This is a genomic window from Atribacterota bacterium, assembly GCA_028703475.1.
GTDB lineage: Bacteria > Atribacterota > Phoenicimicrobiia > Phoenicimicrobiales > Stramentimicrobiaceae > JAQVMU01.
The window spans coordinates 1-17,959 of sequence record JAQVMU010000029.1 but is presented as its reverse complement, the minus strand read 5'-3'; the positions used below and the strand labels follow the sequence as shown (position 1 = coordinate 17,959).

The following is a 17,959-nucleotide window of genomic DNA, read 5'->3' as shown; positions in this document are numbered from 1 at the left end:
AATTTATTCTCTTCCATAATCATCATTAAAGCGTACAATATCGTCTTCATCCAGGCTTTCACCCATCTGTACCTCGATTATTTCCAGGAGTAAGTTGCCCGGATTTTCCAACCTGTGCTTTTGTCCGGCTTTCATATAGATACTTTCCCCAGGTCTTACAAATGTAACCTCATCATCAATTGTAACTTTAGCGATTCCCTTTACCACAATCCAGTGCTCGCTTCTGTAATGATGTAATTGATAACTTAATTTTTTTTTGGGATTAATTTTTATTCTTTTTATTTTAAACGAATTATCTTCTTCTAAGATTTTGTAATTACCCCAAGGGCGGTAGTCCTGAACATGATATTCTGTTCGACTATCTTTTTTTCTTTTCAATTCTTCAACTACTTCTTTTACTTTTTGTGACTTATCTTTTTTGCACACCAAAAGGGCATCACGATTATCAATGATAATTAAATCATCAACCCCTACAGTTACTACCAATTTCCCGTCTTCTGAATGGATTAAGTTATTGCTTGAATCCTTCAATAGATGGTTCTGCATTTTTATATTATTATTTTTATCTGTTTCAAAGACTTCATAGAATGAATCAAAATTACCCATATCATTCCAACCGATATCTGCAGGCACTACTGCTATTTTGTCAGTTTTTTCCATTATTCCGTAATCAACAGAAATATTTATTTGTATTTTAGAGAACGACTCCTCTATTGAATTACTTAATTTAAAGGCATCAACAATCTCGGGGGCAAGCTTTATAGCCTCTTCGATAAATATCTTACTATCAAACATAAAAATACCACTATTCCAAAAATACCCTGCTTTTATATACTCTTTTGCAGTTTGATAATCAGGCTTTTCCTTGAATTCCTTCACAGTATAACCATAGCTGCCTTTTCTTTCTCCAGGTGAAATATATCCATAACCGGTATGAGTTTTAGTCGGTTTAATCCCAAATGTAACTAATGAATCAATGGTCAAATATTCAGAAGATTTGATTAGTTCTGAGAATTCTCTGTCTTTTTCAATCAGATGGTCTGAAGGAAAGACTATGATTGTATGATGACCTTCTTTAATTTTATTAATTTCGCTTACTCCGGCATAGATTGCCGGGAGGGTATTCTTGGCCTCTGGCTCTATTAGTATATTTTTTTCTGGATAGATATGACCCAGCTCTTCTATGGCACCCATTACTAAAAATTTGTAATTTTTATTAGTCACAACGAAGATATCTTTTAACTCAGATAAAAGTAGGCTTCGAATAAATGTTTCCTGAAATAGAGAGTGTTCCCGGTTCTGAAATTTAATGAATTGCTTTGGGTAATGATTTCGACTTAAGGGCCATAGCCTTGTTCCGGTTCCTCCAGCTAGAATAATTGTTTTCATTTTATTCCTCCAACTAAATTTATTTAACATATGAGAATATGTGAATAAAAGAATTAAAAGTCATTTCAAGAAAATTAAAAAAGCATCGATGTTTGGGAAGAATAACTAAGTTGTTTCAAGTAAATAGTAAGGCAATAAATCAGATTTTGCAATAGGCAATAAATTATAATGTACACATTACAGCATTCATAACACTTTTTTATTAATGATGCAGATTTAAAATTATATTTAATATAATTTTAAATCTTAGGATTAGATGTAAAAAAGCATTGGAATTAGAAAAAATATTATTAAAATTTGTATTGCATCTTTCTACATACCATAATATAATAATATCAAATAGTAATAGCACTACAGCATAGCAATATAATATGATAATATAAAATAAACATATACCACAATCAAACCACACTATTTAGTCCTTTTTAAAGTATTTAATTACAACATAGTAATAGTCACAAAATAATTTAAATTTCTTTTTTAATAAATTAAAAAAGATTGGAGGAAAATAAAATTACTCTTAATGCCTTTTAGCTGTAAGCTGATAAAGGTTAACCATCGGGAACGATGGGACGCAAAGTCACGGGTCCCAAACATTTGCCTCAATTTCGGGATCGCCGAACCGCCTGCTTATCGCCTCAACAAAACTAAATTACATAAAATTAAATAGATTTAAATTTATTGAGAAATCTGTTTAGCACCATAATTTAAGTAATTTTAATAGCAATAATTTTATATGGGATAGGTATATCTATATTATAGAATTACTGCTAACTTTATTAAAAATTTTATTCTATAAAAGTGATATGGCATAGCTATATACAAAAATAAAATTATTATCAGGTTGAAATAAATCAGGAATAATCAATAATTTTAAGGGTGCTAAAAATAAAAAAGTAAGGAGGTGAGTGCTGCGAAAGTACAAAGGTTGAAAAAGGCAAACTATCCGAAAGAATAGGGCGCAAAGTTATGGACCTAAAGTCAAAAAGACTATGGTTGCCAGACTTCCGACTTTTAATATTAGATAAGAATTGTGAAAGTGATTATTTATCTTAATATTTAAAAGAAAAGAAAGGAAGTTTTGTTATGAAAAAAACATTTATTATGGTTTTTTCTGTTTTGGTACTTGTTTTGTTGTTTGCCGGTTGTAGTAATATTGCCAATATAATTGTTCCTGAAACAGTAGAGGAAGAGTTAATCAAAGGTACCCCTGTTGACCCAGATGACCCGGCTCTTGTTATGTATGCTAATGATTGGGAAGCAGGGCCTATTGTCCCGGTAAATTTTGCTCCTTATACTGCCGCAACACATCCGGCACGTTTAAATCCTGCCAATGCGCTTGGTCCCTTTGATGCAGTTCAAAGTCCGCCAACTGCAGATCCAACTTTTAACCCCAACGAATATTTCTTTGGCCTGGCTGCCAGGGAATGGACTCACTATACCTTTGGGGAAGAATTTGCCAACATAGCAGTCTATCCGGATATTCTTTTTTCTGAAGTTACCTGGGGTAGTGGATGGCATGTGGAGGCAGCCCTGGTATATTTAACCAATGCCACTGTTCATGGATATGATGGTTATTACCCAGATAACGATGGCGGATTTGGTTATTATGCTGGTATTGTCTGGAATAAAGTGGGTATACAATCTGTAAGTGCTGCCCAAAGATTGGCAATTACAGAAAGCTATTTTGGCGGAACTCGTGATTTTCAGAATAATACTTTTGTGCAGGATGGTAATTTTGGTATAAGCCAATTCCACCTGCCGGATGAAGTAATTCGTGCTGAAGGGATCGTGTTGGTAGATATTACTAAAGATGTATTTAATCTTGCCGGAGGCCAGTATACCAGTCCTACAGGATATCAGGTAACTCTTGATGCTGGGTACATTCCCCAGCAGGGTGTAGAAATTACTTCAGCTGATGTTGCTGCTGTATATGGTTATGTGGGTAATACAGACGGTTATGATCTGGATGCTATCCGTGTCTACCGTCCGGCTCCCTGTTATAACGAAACTGCTACCGGATTAGGCAACAGAATTATCGAAAAGAAAAACGGTGGAGGTTCCTGGTTTATGTACAACTGGTATCCCTGTGGCCTTGAAGAAATAGATGACAGTAAATCATGGGCATCGGAATACACCTGTAATCCATACCTGATACAGCTGGGTAATCCGAAAAATGGGACGAATATAATTGGTACATTTCAGATTGACATTTCAGCTGTTGATGATGAGGGTAACCCTGTTTCTAGTGGATGGTATGTAGCAACTTATGACCTTGATGACTTTGTTGCAATAGGTCGTTGGGAACTTTGGATTAACATCATGGACGAACATCTATCAATAAGTGATGATATGGACTTCCAGGCAGTCCCCGGAATAGATGACAATGCTGATTGGGGAGTACCATTCTATGATGAAGATGGCGAATTTTTCATCTTTGCTCATTTTGGTATAGCACTCTGGTAAAGCTTTGTTAATAATGAACAAGCAAAAACCGTTTCAGCGGAACCCTGCTGCAATAGGGTTCCGCTGTACATACCTATGAGAAGAGAACAAGGTCATGAGAGTAAACAGGGTGGTAAAAAATGAGAAATAAGCCAACCAATAAAAATAAGATGATTTTTCTAATAGCATCCATTGTTTTTGTATTGATATTGTTTGTCCTGGGTACAGCATCTATAGAGATTACTTCATTGTCATCTTCTTCATGGGAAGAAACATTTAGTTTTGCTACTACTGCCAAGCCAGAGAGGTTAACTGAATTATATTTTGAGAGTCATCATTTGTTACCGGGTGAAATACGACTAAATGAAGAAATAAATTTTGAATTTACAATCTGTAATCTTGAAGGAGAGGATCTGGAATATATATACGAAGTTTTTATGCTTTGGCAGAATCAAAAAACTATTATTGGCAGAGATTCAATTTTTATTAAAAAAAACGAATCCGAGACTATTAACCAAAAATTTCTTCTGGATGAATGGATAGCCGGGAGGATTAAGATTGTAGTTAATCTGGTAAATAAAAATCAACAAATACATTTTTGGGTAGATATGGATTAATTTTAAAAAAAGATTTGGCTTAATTGTTAATTTTAAAGAGAATGATCTTGATTTTTTCTAACGAGATTTATATTAAAGGATATATAAGAAAGGTGTGGAAAATAAAATGATCAAATCAATAGATATAGATTCAAACAATGGTGACCACAATTCTTCTGCATCAAAAGAAAAAAATATTTGTATCGGAGTTGAAGATCATTCATTAGAAACATTTGTAGAAAAAAGGGTTACAGATAGAAGAAAATGGAGCAGGAGAGCCATTGACAAGTTAGGTATGAATAAACTTTACGCTAAAACAATTACAGTTGTTATCCCTGCACTAAATGAAGAAAAGGCAATTGGTGATGTTATAAAAGAAATTCCTATCAGGGAGTTAAATGAAATTAATTATGGAGTAGAAATAATGGTTATTGATAATGGATCTAAAGACAAAACAACCTATATTGCCAATAATCATGGAGCAAGAGTAATCATACAGCCTATTAAAGGATATGGTAATGCTTATAAAGCAGGATTTGCCAATGCCTCTGGAGATATTATTGCCACAGGGGATGCTGATTTAACATATCCTTTTACAGACCTTCCTAAAATAATACAAAAGATGGAGAGTGAGAATTTAGATTTTATTACTACAGACAGGTTATCCAATTTACAGCCGGGAATAATGACCAGGACTCATTATTTTGGAAATTTGGTACTTCATTCAGTTACAAAAGTACTCTTTTCGTTGCCCTTTAACGATTCTCAGTCTGGAATGTGGGTTTTTAAAAGAAGTATATGGGTAAAGTTAAATGTTAGATCTTCCGGAATGCCTTTTTCTCAGGAGTTAAAAATCGAAGCATATAGGAAAGGATTTAAGTGTGCTGAAGTGCCTATTACTTACAGGGCAAGGGTTGGAGAAGTAAAATTGAGTACTTTTAAAGACGGTATTGGAAATATATACCATTTATTTAAAAAAAGAATGATTGGTTAGGTAGGAGAAAAATTGAAGATATGAAAATTGCCCTGGTTTATGATGCAATTTATCCATATATAAAAGGCGGTGGCGAAAAAAGGTTCTATGAGATTGGTAAACAATTAGTCCAGAGAGGACACCAGGTACATCTTTATGGAATGAAGTTTTGGAACGGAACCAATATTATAGAAAAAGAAGGATTGTATCTGCATGGCATTTGCAGGGAGGAGAATCTCTATACTAATGGAGGCAGAAGGTCTATTTTACAGGCACTTTATTTTGGTCTTTGTTCACTGAGGTTAATCAAAGAGCATTTTGATGTGTTGGATTGTTGTACTTTTCCCTATTTTTCATTATTTGCCTGTAAGCTTGTTTCAATTATAAAAAGAAAACCACTATTTGCCACATGTCATGAGGTATGGGGGAAAGATTACTGGTTTGAGTACATGGGTTGGAAAGGTTTTATTGGCTGTATAGTTGAAAGATTTGCTTTTTTGTTGCCTGATAGGATAATTTCGGTTTCAAGCCATACAACCAATAAACTCAAAAATCAGTTAAATTCTAAAAAAACTATAGCTACAATACCAAATGGGATAAAATCGGGAATGATTAAAAAGGTTAAGGGGGCAAAAGAAGAGAGTGAAGTAATTTTTACCGGGAGGCTGTTAAAACATAAAAATGTTGATGTTCTTATTAAATCTATTCATCTTGTTAAAAAGAAAATTCCCGGAATTAAATGCAGCATAGTCGGAGACGGACCGGAAAAAGAATCACTTGAAGAGCTAACAAATAAATTGCAGCTTAAAAATAATATAAAATTCTATGGGTTTTTGGAAAAACAGGAAGATGTTTTCTCCTTGATCAAATCATCAAAGGTACTTGTTTTACCTTCAACCAGGGAAGGTTTCGGCATGGTGGTAATTGAGGCAAATGCCTGTGGCGTGCCGGTTATAACAGTTAATGCTAAAGACAATGCTGCCAAAGAATTAATAAAAGCAGGAGAAAATGGGTTTGTTTGTCTGTTGGATGAAAAAGATATTTCTGAAAAGATAATAATTATTTTAACAAACGTCCCGGATTTGAAAATAAAAAAGAATTGTATTAATTTTGCTGCCCTTTATGAATGGAACAGGATTACTGATGCAATAGAAAAAGTATATACAGGTGAAAGGCAAAGGTCTGATAATATAGCTGAAGACCCTATAATAAACAGGATTGTGAAATAAATAATATCTAAAATTTTAGGAAATAGGAGAGAAAAGTATAAAAATTTTATGTATAACCAAAAAATATCCAAATGCTTTAGGCGGGGATGGCATTGTGGTTGCAAATCTGGAAGAGCAACATAGAAAGTCAGGACATGAAGTGTTTATATTAGCCCCTAATTCTATTGATATTGTTGATAAGCCAGGTCTTATAAAGTTTGGCATTAGAGAAAAATCAGAGAATTGGGATTTCCTGACTTTAAAAAGACTCATTTCCTCTTTAATGCTGTTATTTTTATCTTTCAGGTTAATAAAAAGGCTAAGTCCGGATGTTGTGCACAGTCACTCGGCTGATTTGGGTTTTATTATTTCTTTTGCCTGCAGGCTATATAGGATACCCATGATTAACCAGTGCCATGGAGTCTCATTTCCCTATAAGCAGATACCTGCGGTAAAGAGAATAGTAGAGGTCTTATGTTTAAAATATTCAGGGTTTAATAAGATTGTAACGGTTGATGAAAATTCACTATCAGCCTTCAAAAAATTACGCATTAATAATGTATGTTATATGGATAACGGAGTAGATTTGGAAAAATTCAAGCAGATAAATAAAAAAAGAAATGAACAAATAATTTTCTTGTTTGTGGGAAGACTTGAAAAACTAAAAGGATTAACTTATTTAATTGAAGCAGTAAATATTTTAAAAAGGGAAAATACAGAGTTTGTAGTATGGATTATAGGTGAAGGAAATGAGTCGGTTAATTTTAAAAACTTAGTCTGGAAATATAATTTAGAAAAATATATTAATTTTTTTGGTAGTAAAACAAATCAGGATACTGTTTCATATTATGTGAGCTCTGATGTTTTTATATTACCTTCACTTAAAGAAGGTTTTCCATTAACATTACTGGAAGCCTGGGCAGCCGGTTTGCCGGTCATAATAAGTGATGTGGGTAATGTGTCAGAAATATGCCGGGATAAAGAAAATGCCCTGATAATACCACCGGGGAATTCACAAAAAATTACTGAAGCAATGAAACTGTTGATTGATGATGAGCATCTAAGAGAAAAATTAGGAGAAAATGGTAAAGAATTAGTCGAAAAAAAATACAGCTGGGAAAAAATCAGCAAAGAATTCGAGATTATTTATAAAGATTTAGTTACTATCCAATTTTGAATATAGGGTAAGTTGTTAAGATGAAGATAATACAAGCAGTATCTTACTATCCTCCCCATATAGGTGGGGTTGAAAATGTTTCCAGGGAAATAGCAGAAAGAATGGCAAAGAAAGGATATCAGGTTGAGATTTTTACCTCAGATATCGGTTGTAGAAGAGAAAAATTAGAATCTGAGAAAAATCTAAAAATACATTACCTGCCAAGCTGGGAATTTGCTCATACTCCAATTATGCCTTCTTTGTTTTTTAAATTGCTGAAGATTCCCCGGGATTCAGTAATACATGTTCATTTATCCCATGCACTGGTTCCCGAGATTGTATATCTGATATCAAAAATTAAGAAAGTTCCGTATATTGCTCATTTACACTCAGATCCCCAGCCTTCAGGGCCACTGGGGCATATATTATTAACATGGTACAAGAAATTATTTACCAGGAAAATATTAGCAAATGCCAGGAAAATAATTTGCCTGACCAAAGTTCAACGGCAGCTGATTCATGAAAAGTATGGGATTAATAAAAACAAGATAATAGTTATTCCCAATGGTGTAGATGAAAAATACTTTACAGTTAAAAAAAGTAATTCAAATAAATATACATACCTGCTTTCTGTAGGAAGGTTAAGTGGACAGAAGAATATTCCGTTAATGCTTCAAGTCGCTTCTATCTTAAAAAATAAGGCACTTTTGCATATTGTTGGAGATGGAGAAAAAAGAAGGGAAATTGAAAGAATAATTGATGAGCAAAAAATGAAAAATGTAATCCTGCATGGAAGAAAAAATTCAAATGAATTAATTAATTTTTATTCAGACGCAGAAATATTTATTTCAACTTCAATTGAAGAGGGATTTCCTCTTGTTTTTTTAGAGGCATTAGCTTCCGGGACTCCAATAGTTGCTGCTGATATAAAGGAAATTAGAGGGTTTTTCAGGGAGATAAGCATTTTAGTTAACCCTCCAACACCGGAAAATTTTGCCAGAGAAATTGAAGAGTTGATTAAAAACAAGGAAAAAAAAGAATTGCTGGTTGCAAAGGGAATGGAAATCGTAAAAAACTTAAGTTGGGAAAAGATTACTGAGCAATATGAAAATGTTTATAAAAACACAGTGAAAGTCTTATAAATTATTCCATATAACTTGCTTTAATTTATAGAGCAAACTTTCAGGAATAAAAGACAGGGGGGAGAATCAAAGAAATATGGTTATTACGAAGCAAAGATTTTTTCAATTGATTTTAATATTCGGATTGATAGTAAATATCTTTATTATTTTTGATGTCCACTATCTTTATCTAAGGACGATTTTTTCTTTTATTTTCCTTATTACAATTCCCGGATTGTTGATTATCCCTTTACTTCCATTTGGGAAAAAAGAATTCTGGGAATATTTAGTTTATGTGGTTGGTATTAGTATTGCCTTCCTGCTCTTCGGAGGTTTGCTGATTAATACAATTTTACCTTTAACAGGTACCAAAGAGCCACTTTCCTTATTACCATTATTGGTTGCTTTTGACTTTATTTTATTAATAATCTGGTTTGTAAGTGTTAAAAGTAGCGATGATTTTAATATAAAAATTACTTTACCTGTATTAGACCCATTAAATAAAATGTTCTTTATTTTTCCTATTATATTTATAATTCTGAGTACCATGGGTGCAATATCATTAAATAATAACGGATCCAACCTTCCTACAATGATTATGTTTGCTGGCATTGCGGTATATGTTTTTCTGCTGGTTATCCTGGATAATAGATTAAATAAACACCTTCTACCATATGCTGTTTTAGGTATATCACTGGCTCTTCTTTTGGCAACATCATTACGAAGCTGGTATGTTTTTGGTAGTGATATTACTACAGAATTTTTTGTATTTCAATTAACCAGGGATAATTATTATTGGACTATGGAGAACCTTCCCAATAATGCCTACAATGCCTGTTTGAGTATAGCCATTCTTCCGGTTATCTTGGACAATTTTTTAAAGGTCAATGAGCAGTATATTTTTAAATTTTTCCTGCAGGTAATGTTAATATTCACACCGGTAATTGTTTTTTTTACCTTCAAAAGATATGTAAAGGACATACTTGCCTTTCTCGGGGTATGCTTTATTATTTTTTCCCCACATTTTTTTCTATCAATTCCTATGCATATTAGAACAGGAATTGCCCTGTTGTTTTTTTCATTAATATTGCTTGTTTTATTTGATGAAGAGATTCCATCGTGGATAAAAGACACATTATTTGTATTATTCGGGTGTGCCATGGTACTTTCACATTATTCAACCAGCTATATAACAATTGTACTTTTTGTAATAACCTGGTTTCTTAGCAAACTTGTTAGAATACATATTAGCAATGGTAGATTTTTCTTTTTATCAAGAAAATATCATTTTGGAAAACATCGGAGAATGCAAAAAAGTCAGAATAAATATCTGCACGGAATACCAATTTTTTTGATAATTCTTTTTACCTTCTTTTGGTCAGGCATAATAACTGACACATCCGGTAATATTGTTTATTTTGTAAACCAGTCGCTAAAAAATATAAATCGTATATTTGAAGATGATATCCGGGCAGAAGGAGTTTCTTTATTGGACCAGTTTAACATTTTTTATCAACCTGATTTAAGTGTTGCTTTTGATGAATATGTTACAGATACAATATCCAAATATAACCGGGAAGGGGATTCTGATTTTTATCAGGAAGAAGAGTATGAGCCCTACAGCGTGAAGATAATTACGGAAAAAAATTTGCCTGCAAATATAGATAAAAATATTTCATCAAAAATATATCTTCTTATGGAAGTAATAAAAAAATCAGCAAAAGTACTTATTCTTATAGGGGTTTTATATCTGTTATTTATGCAAAAAGATGGAAAGATACCTCAGGAATACAACATACTTATTGTTGTGAGTGTTTTTTCTTTAGGTTTAATGACTTTATTACCGTTTTTTAGCTTACATTATGGTATTGACCGGGCATACATTCAATTATTGTGCATATTATCTCTGTCTTTAATTTATGGAGGTATGGCAGTATTTTGGTGGTTCAAAGAAGGGAATAGCATAATTTTGTTGTCAGGATTTATACTGTTCTACTTCTTATTTTTATCTGGTTTTATTCCCCAGATAGTAGGAGACACTTCACCTTCTATACAGCTGAATAATGCAGGAAGTCATTATAATACTTTTTATACTAAATTGGCTGATATTAAATCCGGTCAATGGTTATGGGATAATTACCAGCCGGATACCCATATTTATATAGAACAATTTGCCGGTAAGAATAGCTCAATATGGTTCAAATTCTCTATACCTTTACGAGATAAATGGGTAAGAGAGGATTTATTTCCCCAGGTTATCAGGAAGAGCGCCTATGTATATCTGAGCTCGGCCAATATGGACAAAAAAGCTATCTTTGTTGTGGTGCAGGCGGCAATGGTAGGTTATAGTAATCCTTTAGATTTTTTAGATGAAAATAAAAATCTGATTTACAGTAATAAGAAATCAATTATTTATAAATAAAAAATATTTTTCAAGGTATGGAGTTTTGAAAAATTAACAGCCAGGTGAATCATTAGATGATTTACAGTTTTGGAAAAAAGTTAAAAGGTGGGTTTTATGAGATTAGGAATAATGCAACCATATTTTTTACCATATATAGGATATTTTAGCTTAATTAAAAATACTGATTGTTTTATCTTATTTGATTCTGTTCAATTTATCAGACATGGATGGATTGAAAGAAATAGAGTATTAAAGCCGGGGCGTGGATGGCAGTATATATCAGTTCCCCTTATGAAACATACTCAAAAGACTAAAATTACTGAAATTATGATTAAAAATGATATAGATTGGAAGGATACAATATTCAGACAATTAGAACACTATAAAAAGAAATCACCTTTTTACAAAGAAACAATAGAAGTATTAAGTGCCGCATTGAATTTAGAAACAGAAAGTATTGTCAAATTAAATAAACATATCTTAGAAACTATTTGCAATTATATCGGGATAAAATTTGATATAAAAATATTTTCTAAGATGAATTTATCCATTGATGATGTTAAAGCACCGGACGAATGGGCGCTGAATATTTGCAAGGTGATAGAAAATGCTAATGAATACTGGAATCCAGAAGGAGGATTAGAATTCTATGACAGGACAAAATATGGGAAAGAGGGAATTGATTTTAAATTTTTAAAAATGAATATTCAAAAGTATTCTCAAAGAAGAGAGGAGTTCATAGAAAGACTATCCATTATAGATATCATGATGTTTAATCGCATTGATGATATACAAAAGATGATTGACGACTTTGTCTTATTATAAAAGGAGGAAAAGGGATGAAAGAAATTGGGGGCTACTTTGGTTTGGAGCAACTTGTAAGTAATGAATATTATAAGAATTTAATCCCGCTGAATGCTGCCAGATATTCGCTTTTATATATACTGAAAGCTAAAAATATCAAGAAGATATATTTGCCTACTTATCTTTGTAATGTTGTTAGGGACATGTGCTTAAAGTATAGTTACGAAATTGAGTATTATTGCATAGGAGAGGATTTTTTGCCCATATTCGATAAAAATTTAGCTAAAGATGAATATATTTTTATTGTTAATTATTTTGGACAGATTACAGATGAAAAAATTCTGCTGTTAAGAGACAGGTTTGAAAGGTTAGTGCTGGATAATGCACAATCGTTTTTTCAAAGACCTTTAAATGGTGTAGATACAATATACTCCTGCCGTAAGTTCTTTGGGGTACCTGAAGGGGCTTATCTGTCTACAGTTGCAAAATTAAATGAAGAAATAGAAGTAGATATTTCTAAAAATCGTATGACTCATATCCTGGGCCGTTTTGAAGGGGAAGCATCTGACTATTTTCAGAATTACCAGGAACACAAGCTATTATTTGATGATGAACCGTTAAAATATATGTCGAAACTTTCACATAATATTTTAGGAGCGATTGATTATGATAATGCTGCTCGTATCAGAAATGAAAATTATGTTTATCTGGCAAGTAAGCTTGGGAAACTGAATAGGCTTTCACTTGTAACTCCGGAAGGTCCTTTTGCCTACCCATTTTATATTAAAAATGGTATTGAAGTAAGAAAGAAACTGGCAAAAAAGAAGATATATATACCGATTCTTTGGCCAAATGCTCTGGATGAAACACCACAAGACAGTGTTGAACATGACTATGTTGCCAATATATTGCCTCTTCCCTGTGACCAGAGGTATGGGATAGATGAAATGAAATTTATGGTAAGTGAGGTAAGTAAATATACAGCCTGATTAGGATAATAAAGTATATTTTAGTAAAGATATTTCAGGAATGAATAAAAGGAGGAAAAGGGATGAAAGAAATTGGAGGCTACTTTGGTTTGGAGCAGCTTGTAAGTAATGAATATTATAAGGGTTTAATACCACTTAATAATGCCAGATATTCACTTTTATATCTTCTGAAAGCAAAAAATATTAAGAAGATATATCTACCATATTATTTAGTTAATGTTGTAAGGGAGATGTGTTCTAATTATGATTATAATTTTGAACTTTACCATATAGAACCTGATTTTATGCCTGTATTTGACAAAAAATTAGAGAAAAATGAGTATCTTTGTGTTGTCAACTATTTTGGGCAGCTTACTGATGAAAAGATTCTATTCTTAAAAAGCAAGTTGGATAGAGTAATTCTGGATAATGTGCAATCATTCTTTCAAAGACCATTAAAAGGAATTGATACTTTTTATGCCTGCGAAAAATATTTTGGAGTCCCTGATGGTGGTTACCTGGCAACAGATGCAACACTGACAGAAGAAATAGAAGTAGATATATCGAAAGACCGTATGACTCATGTTTTAGGTCGTTTTGAAGATAATGCCTCTAACTATTATTCAATCTTTCAGAAGCATATGCTTCTTTTTGATCATGAGCCTTTAAAATATATGTCTAAGCTTACCCATAATATTATGGGAGCTATTGATTATGAAAAAGTATGTAAAACCAGGGATGAAAATTATAGCTATCTATCCAGCCGATTAGAGAAGACAAATAAAATCAAACTTATTACTCCGAAAGGTCCTTTTGCTTATCCTTATTATATAAAAAATGGAGTTGAGGTCAGAAAAATACTTGCCCAAAAAAAGCTATATATTCCAACACTCTGGCCGGATGTCATAAAAGATAACCCTGTAAATAGTATTGAGAATGAATATGCTGCTAATATACTTCCCCTTCCCTGTGACCAAAGATATGGGATTGAGGAAATGGAGTTTTTAGCAGATGAGGTGAGCAAATTTATAAAGTGAAATTTTATGAATAAAGAGAATAATTCTATAATTTTAAAAATAACTATTTTAAAAAAATTGGCAGAAAAAATAAAAATTAAAATGCAGGAAATATAAGAAAATATGAATACAGTTCAGAGGATTTTAAAAAATTCATTGTTTTTATTACTATCCAATATAGTCAGTAAAATATTAGCCTTTTTTTACATTATATATATAGCCAGATACTTAGGTGCAGAAGGTTTTGGTGTGTTCTCTTTTGCATTGGCTTTTACCAGTATTTTTGGAGTCCTGGTTGATTTAGGTCTCAACTCCCTGACGGTACGGGAAATAGCCCGGAGTAAATCTTTGACTGGCAAATATCTTGGAAATATTAGTGTGATGAAAATAATTCTTTCAGCTTTCACATTTGTATTGGTTGTAATCACAATTAATATCTTTGGTTATTCTCAAGAAACGAATAAAGTAGTTTACCTTTTTGCTTTATATGTTATTATTACTTCTTTTACAAATATGTTTTATGCCTTTTTCCAGGCTTATGAAAAAATGGAATATCAGTCAATAGGACAGGTTCTAACCAGTTTTTTAATTCTTTCTGGTGCCCTGTGGGCAATAAGCAAAGAATTAAATGTAATCAGCTTTGCATTTGTCTATTTTATAGTTAGTGTAATAATATTAGCATATAATGGGTTAGTCTATCTCTATCATTTTGGTTTATCAAAATTAGAGATTGATTGGGATTTTTGGAAGCCTACCATTAAATATGCATTACCATTTTTCCTTTCCGCTGTTGTAGATATTATTGCTTTCAAAATTGATATTGTTATGCTTTCCAAGCTAAAGGGGGATATTGTTGTTGGTTGGTATAGTGCTGCTTACAGATTGATAGAGGTTTTATTCTTTATCCCTGCAACTATCGCCGGTGCTTTATATCCTGTCTTGTCTAATGCTTACATATCATCACAGGATTCATTAAGACTAATGTATAAACAGTCATTTAAATATCTAATAATAATTGGATTGCCTATTGCTGTTGCCACAACTATCCTGGCACCAAAAATCATTTTATTTATTTATAAAAGTGAATTCCTGAATTCCGTTATTGTCTTGCAGATTATTATTTGGACTATTCCAATAATATTTCTGACTTACATTTTTGGTACAATTCTTGCCTCAATGGATCAACAGGTGTTGGTTTTAAAGATTAATTTTCTTGGTATGATTCTAAATATAACAATAAATTTTCTGCTTATACCTAAATTCAGCTATATTGGTGCATCTGTAGCTACAATATTTACATGTCTGATTGTATTTGTATTATTTTTTTCTTTTTTATCAAAAAATATTTACAAAGTTTCTCTACCAAAATATATCTCCAAGCCGATGGTAGCCAGCATAGTTATGGGACTATTTATTATATTTTTTATCAATATAAATATCTATTTACTATCTGGTCTGTCAATTATAGTTTACTTTGGCGCATTATGCGCTTTAAAGACTTCCTTAAAAAGGGACATTGATTTATTCAGCAATATGTTGAAATAAAGCGAAAGGTGATTAATAATGCATTTACATTCTGTTACAAATTATTTATATTCAAGAAGCCGTCTGATCGGTAGAAGACTTAAATATAATTGTTATCTCAGAAACTGGATGGAACGAAGAAGAAACAGTTTACTTTTACAGGAAGCCAGGGATAAAGCCGATTGTTCTTCCATAAATAATAGTCCACTTATCTCAGTAGTAATCCCTACCTATAATAGAGGGAAGCTTTTAACAGAGAGAACTATACCATCTGTCTTAAAACAAACTTATCAGAATTTCGAAATAATAGTAGTTGGTGACCATTGTGCTGATAATACCGGAGAGTTGATAGCAAATATTGATGATAAAAGAATCAGGTTTCTTAATTTGGAACAAAGAGGTAATTATCCTTTAAATCCTAATGACAGATGGATGGTTGCTGGATCAGTTCCCTCAAACAAAGGTGTTGAATTATGTTTGGGAGAATGGATAGCTCCTCTTGATGATGATGATGAATTTACTGAAAATCATCTGCAGGCCTTGCTGCAATATGCCCTGGAAAATGATTATGAGATGGTATATGGAATAGTTGAAATGGAGATAGAACCCGGTAAGTGGTACAAGATTGGCTCATATCCCTTTCAATGTGGGAATATCAGTAGAATTTCAGCATTGTATAACGCCAAATTGAAATTTTTTGAAATTGACATTAATGCATGGCATTTCAGCGAACCTGGTGATTGGAATTTATGGAGGAGAATGAAAGAGGCTGGGGTCAGAATAGGCTTTATTAATGAGGTTGTAGGTAAGCATTATTTAGAACATACTCAGAAAGGAGTGTGAAAATGGATATTATTTTAGATAACGAATATAGAAAAAGAAAAAAAGAAAAAATTCCTGATAAATATGGAGGTAATAGTGCAATGATTAATGTTACCAGGTCAGACCTTCCGCCTTTGGAAAAATTCACACAATATTTAGAAAAAATATGGGAAACCAGATGGCTAACGAATGATGGAGAGTTTGTTCAGTTATTAGAAAAAAAATTAAGTGATTATTTAGAGGTTAAAAATCTTATTTTATTGTCTAATGGTACGATAGCTATGCAGCTTGCCTTGAAGGCTTTAGATATTAAAGGGGAGGTAATAACAACGCCTTTTACTTTTTCTGCTACCACTAATGTGATATTGTGGGAGAATTGCAGTCCGGTGTTTGTGGACATTGATTCGGAAACATTTAACCTGAAACCCGGAGATATAGAAAGGTCTATTACAGACAAGACTTCGGCAATTCTGGCAGTTCATGTCTATGGTAATCCTTGCTATGTTGAAGAATTGCAGAATATTGCTTCTGAATATAATTTGAAGCTGATTTATGATGCCGCTCATTGTTTCGGTGTCCAATATAATGGACAGTCTGTTTTGAATTATGGTGATATATCAACAATGAGTTTCCATGCCACAAAATTGTATCATTCCATTGAAGGAGGTGCTGCTATAACAGAAGATGATGAATTAGCAGAAAAACTAAAATTAATAAGAAATTTTGGAATAGTTTCTGAAGAAAAAGTAGTGCTCCCTGGTGTAAATGCTAAAATGAATGAATTTCAGGCAGCCATGGGATTGTGTAATTTAGAGAATATTGATGAGAGAATATTAAAAAGGCAACAAATTTATGAACATTATCAAGAGAAGTTAGCAGATATTCCCGGTATAAGTTTCCAGAAAATTATTGCTTCCAGATATAATTACATCTATATGCCTGTATGTTTTGAAAATAATCAAATAAGAAACAAGATATATTCAGAGTTGCTTAATAAGCATAATATCAAGACAAGAAAGTATTTCTACCCACTTACAGCTGATTTTGATTATTTTTTGGACAGCAAAAATAACTACAAAGTAAATAAAAACAAGTTGAATATTGCTCATTCAGTTTCAGACAGAATATTATGCCTTCCATTATATACAGATTTATCCACAGATACAGTTGATATAATTGTTGGAATGATTAAAGAAATAGTCAGTAAATAAATTGAAATAAAAGGAGTCTAAAAATGAAAGGTATTATTTTGGCAGGTGGTTCCGGCAGCCGTCTCAACCCTTCTACTAAAGCAATAAGCAAACAGCTTATACCTGTATATGATAAGCCGATGATTTATTATCCATTATCAACCATGATGCTGGCTGGTATTAGAGACATATTAATCATCTCTACTCCCCGGAGTTTGCCTAACTTTGAGGATTTGTTTGGCAATGGTGAAGAAATTGGGTTAAATATCTCCTATCAGGGTCAGCCAAAGCCTGAGGGTATTGCACAGGCTTTTATTATTGGAGAAGAATTTATTGGGAAAAG

The 17,959-nt window shown here is 32.5% G+C and carries 15 protein-coding genes and 2 riboswitches; of the genes, 14 read left to right on the top strand and 1 reads right to left on the bottom strand.

All coding sequences use genetic code 11. From position 1 onward, the window contains the following. Nucleotides 1–3: 3 nt before the first annotated feature. Entirely contained in the window at nucleotides 4–1,389 is a 1,386-nt protein-coding gene (locus PHQ99_04715; GenBank protein ID MDD4288870.1) for a mannose-1-phosphate guanylyltransferase/mannose-6-phosphate isomerase, read from the bottom strand. 539 nt (nucleotides 1,390–1,928) lie between these two features. Continuing rightward, nucleotides 1,929–2,019, top strand: a riboswitch (cyclic di-GMP riboswitch). A 296-nt stretch (nucleotides 2,020–2,315) separates the two neighbouring features. Then, nucleotides 2,316–2,401, top strand: a riboswitch (cyclic di-GMP riboswitch). A gap of 74 nt (nucleotides 2,402–2,475) precedes the next feature. Here PHQ99_04715 and PHQ99_04710 point away from each other — a divergent pair. The 14 genes from PHQ99_04710 to PHQ99_04645 all read left to right on the top strand — a co-directional run. Then, nucleotides 2,476–3,855, top strand: coding sequence for a hypothetical protein (locus PHQ99_04710; GenBank protein MDD4288869.1), 1,380 nt, complete (start codon nucleotides 2,476–2,478; stop codon nucleotides 3,853–3,855). Between the two features lie 119 nt (nucleotides 3,856–3,974). After that, nucleotides 3,975–4,451 (top strand): hypothetical protein, encoded by a 477-nt coding sequence (locus tag PHQ99_04705; protein ID MDD4288868.1) that lies wholly within the window; start codon nucleotides 3,975–3,977, stop codon nucleotides 4,449–4,451. A 106-nt stretch (nucleotides 4,452–4,557) separates the two neighbouring features. After that, complete coding sequence (locus PHQ99_04700; protein MDD4288867.1) at nucleotides 4,558–5,424, top strand: glycosyltransferase family 2 protein; 867 nt, start codon at nucleotides 4,558–4,560, stop codon at nucleotides 5,422–5,424. A 20-nt stretch (nucleotides 5,425–5,444) separates the two neighbouring features. Next, the gene (locus PHQ99_04695) at nucleotides 5,445–6,632 is read left to right on the top strand and encodes a glycosyltransferase family 4 protein (GenBank protein MDD4288866.1); all 1,188 of its coding nucleotides are present in this window, start codon (nucleotides 5,445–5,447) and stop codon (nucleotides 6,630–6,632) included. A 91-nt stretch (nucleotides 6,633–6,723) separates the two neighbouring features. Next, the gene (locus PHQ99_04690; protein ID MDD4288865.1) at nucleotides 6,724–7,788 is read left to right on the top strand and encodes a glycosyltransferase family 4 protein; all 1,065 of its coding nucleotides are present in this window, start codon (nucleotides 6,724–6,726) and stop codon (nucleotides 7,786–7,788) included. A 20-nt stretch (nucleotides 7,789–7,808) separates the two neighbouring features. Then, entirely contained in the window at nucleotides 7,809–8,909 is a 1,101-nt protein-coding gene (locus PHQ99_04685) for a glycosyltransferase family 4 protein (protein ID MDD4288864.1), read from the top strand. Nucleotides 8,910–8,985: 76 nt separating this feature from the next. After that, the gene (locus PHQ99_04680; protein ID MDD4288863.1) at nucleotides 8,986–11,310 is read left to right on the top strand and encodes a DUF2206 domain-containing protein; all 2,325 of its coding nucleotides are present in this window, start codon (nucleotides 8,986–8,988) and stop codon (nucleotides 11,308–11,310) included. A gap of 96 nt (nucleotides 11,311–11,406) precedes the next feature. Beyond that, the gene (locus tag PHQ99_04675) at nucleotides 11,407–12,117 is read left to right on the top strand and encodes a WbqC family protein (GenBank protein ID MDD4288862.1); all 711 of its coding nucleotides are present in this window, start codon (nucleotides 11,407–11,409) and stop codon (nucleotides 12,115–12,117) included. A 14-nt stretch (nucleotides 12,118–12,131) separates the two neighbouring features. Continuing rightward, the gene (locus PHQ99_04670; protein MDD4288861.1) at nucleotides 12,132–13,085 is read left to right on the top strand and encodes a hypothetical protein; all 954 of its coding nucleotides are present in this window, start codon (nucleotides 12,132–12,134) and stop codon (nucleotides 13,083–13,085) included. A 62-nt stretch (nucleotides 13,086–13,147) separates the two neighbouring features. Further along, nucleotides 13,148–14,101, top strand: coding sequence for a hypothetical protein (locus PHQ99_04665; protein ID MDD4288860.1), 954 nt, complete (start codon nucleotides 13,148–13,150; stop codon nucleotides 14,099–14,101). Nucleotides 14,102–14,203: 102 nt separating this feature from the next. Then, the gene (locus PHQ99_04660) at nucleotides 14,204–15,625 is read left to right on the top strand and encodes a flippase (GenBank protein ID MDD4288859.1); all 1,422 of its coding nucleotides are present in this window, start codon (nucleotides 14,204–14,206) and stop codon (nucleotides 15,623–15,625) included. A gap of 18 nt (nucleotides 15,626–15,643) precedes the next feature. Next, nucleotides 15,644–16,447, top strand: coding sequence for a glycosyltransferase family 2 protein (locus PHQ99_04655; protein ID MDD4288858.1), 804 nt, complete (start codon nucleotides 15,644–15,646; stop codon nucleotides 16,445–16,447). An 80-nt stretch (nucleotides 16,448–16,527) separates the two neighbouring features. Then, nucleotides 16,528–17,637, top strand: a complete 1,110-nt coding sequence (locus PHQ99_04650; GenBank protein MDD4288857.1) for a DegT/DnrJ/EryC1/StrS family aminotransferase — start codon at nucleotides 16,528–16,530, stop codon at nucleotides 17,635–17,637. Nucleotides 17,638–17,660: 23 nt separating this feature from the next. Then, nucleotides 17,661–17,959: sugar phosphate nucleotidyltransferase (locus PHQ99_04645; GenBank protein ID MDD4288856.1), on the top strand; the 299-nt coding region annotated here is incomplete at its 3' end.

Coding starts and splice junctions, on each gene's coding strand:
- PHQ99_04715 (MDD4288870.1), bottom strand. CDS start 1,389: ATGAAAACAATTATTCTAGCTGGAGGAACCGGAACAAGGCTATGGCCC.
- PHQ99_04710 (MDD4288869.1), top strand. CDS start 2,476: ATGAAAAAAACATTTATTATGGTTTTTTCTGTTTTGGTACTTGTTTTG.
- PHQ99_04705 (MDD4288868.1), top strand. CDS start 3,975: ATGAGAAATAAGCCAACCAATAAAAATAAGATGATTTTTCTAATAGCA.
- PHQ99_04700 (MDD4288867.1), top strand. CDS start 4,558: ATGATCAAATCAATAGATATAGATTCAAACAATGGTGACCACAATTCT.
- PHQ99_04695 (MDD4288866.1), top strand. CDS start 5,445: ATGAAAATTGCCCTGGTTTATGATGCAATTTATCCATATATAAAAGGC.
- PHQ99_04685 (MDD4288864.1), top strand. CDS start 7,809: ATGAAGATAATACAAGCAGTATCTTACTATCCTCCCCATATAGGTGGG.
- PHQ99_04680 (MDD4288863.1), top strand. CDS start 8,986: ATGGTTATTACGAAGCAAAGATTTTTTCAATTGATTTTAATATTCGGA.
- PHQ99_04675 (MDD4288862.1), top strand. CDS start 11,407: ATGAGATTAGGAATAATGCAACCATATTTTTTACCATATATAGGATAT.
- PHQ99_04670 (MDD4288861.1), top strand. CDS start 12,132: ATGAAAGAAATTGGGGGCTACTTTGGTTTGGAGCAACTTGTAAGTAAT.
- PHQ99_04665 (MDD4288860.1), top strand. CDS start 13,148: ATGAAAGAAATTGGAGGCTACTTTGGTTTGGAGCAGCTTGTAAGTAAT.
- PHQ99_04660 (MDD4288859.1), top strand. CDS start 14,204: ATGAATACAGTTCAGAGGATTTTAAAAAATTCATTGTTTTTATTACTA.
- PHQ99_04655 (MDD4288858.1), top strand. CDS start 15,644: ATGCATTTACATTCTGTTACAAATTATTTATATTCAAGAAGCCGTCTG.
- PHQ99_04650 (MDD4288857.1), top strand. CDS start 16,528: ATGATTAATGTTACCAGGTCAGACCTTCCGCCTTTGGAAAAATTCACA.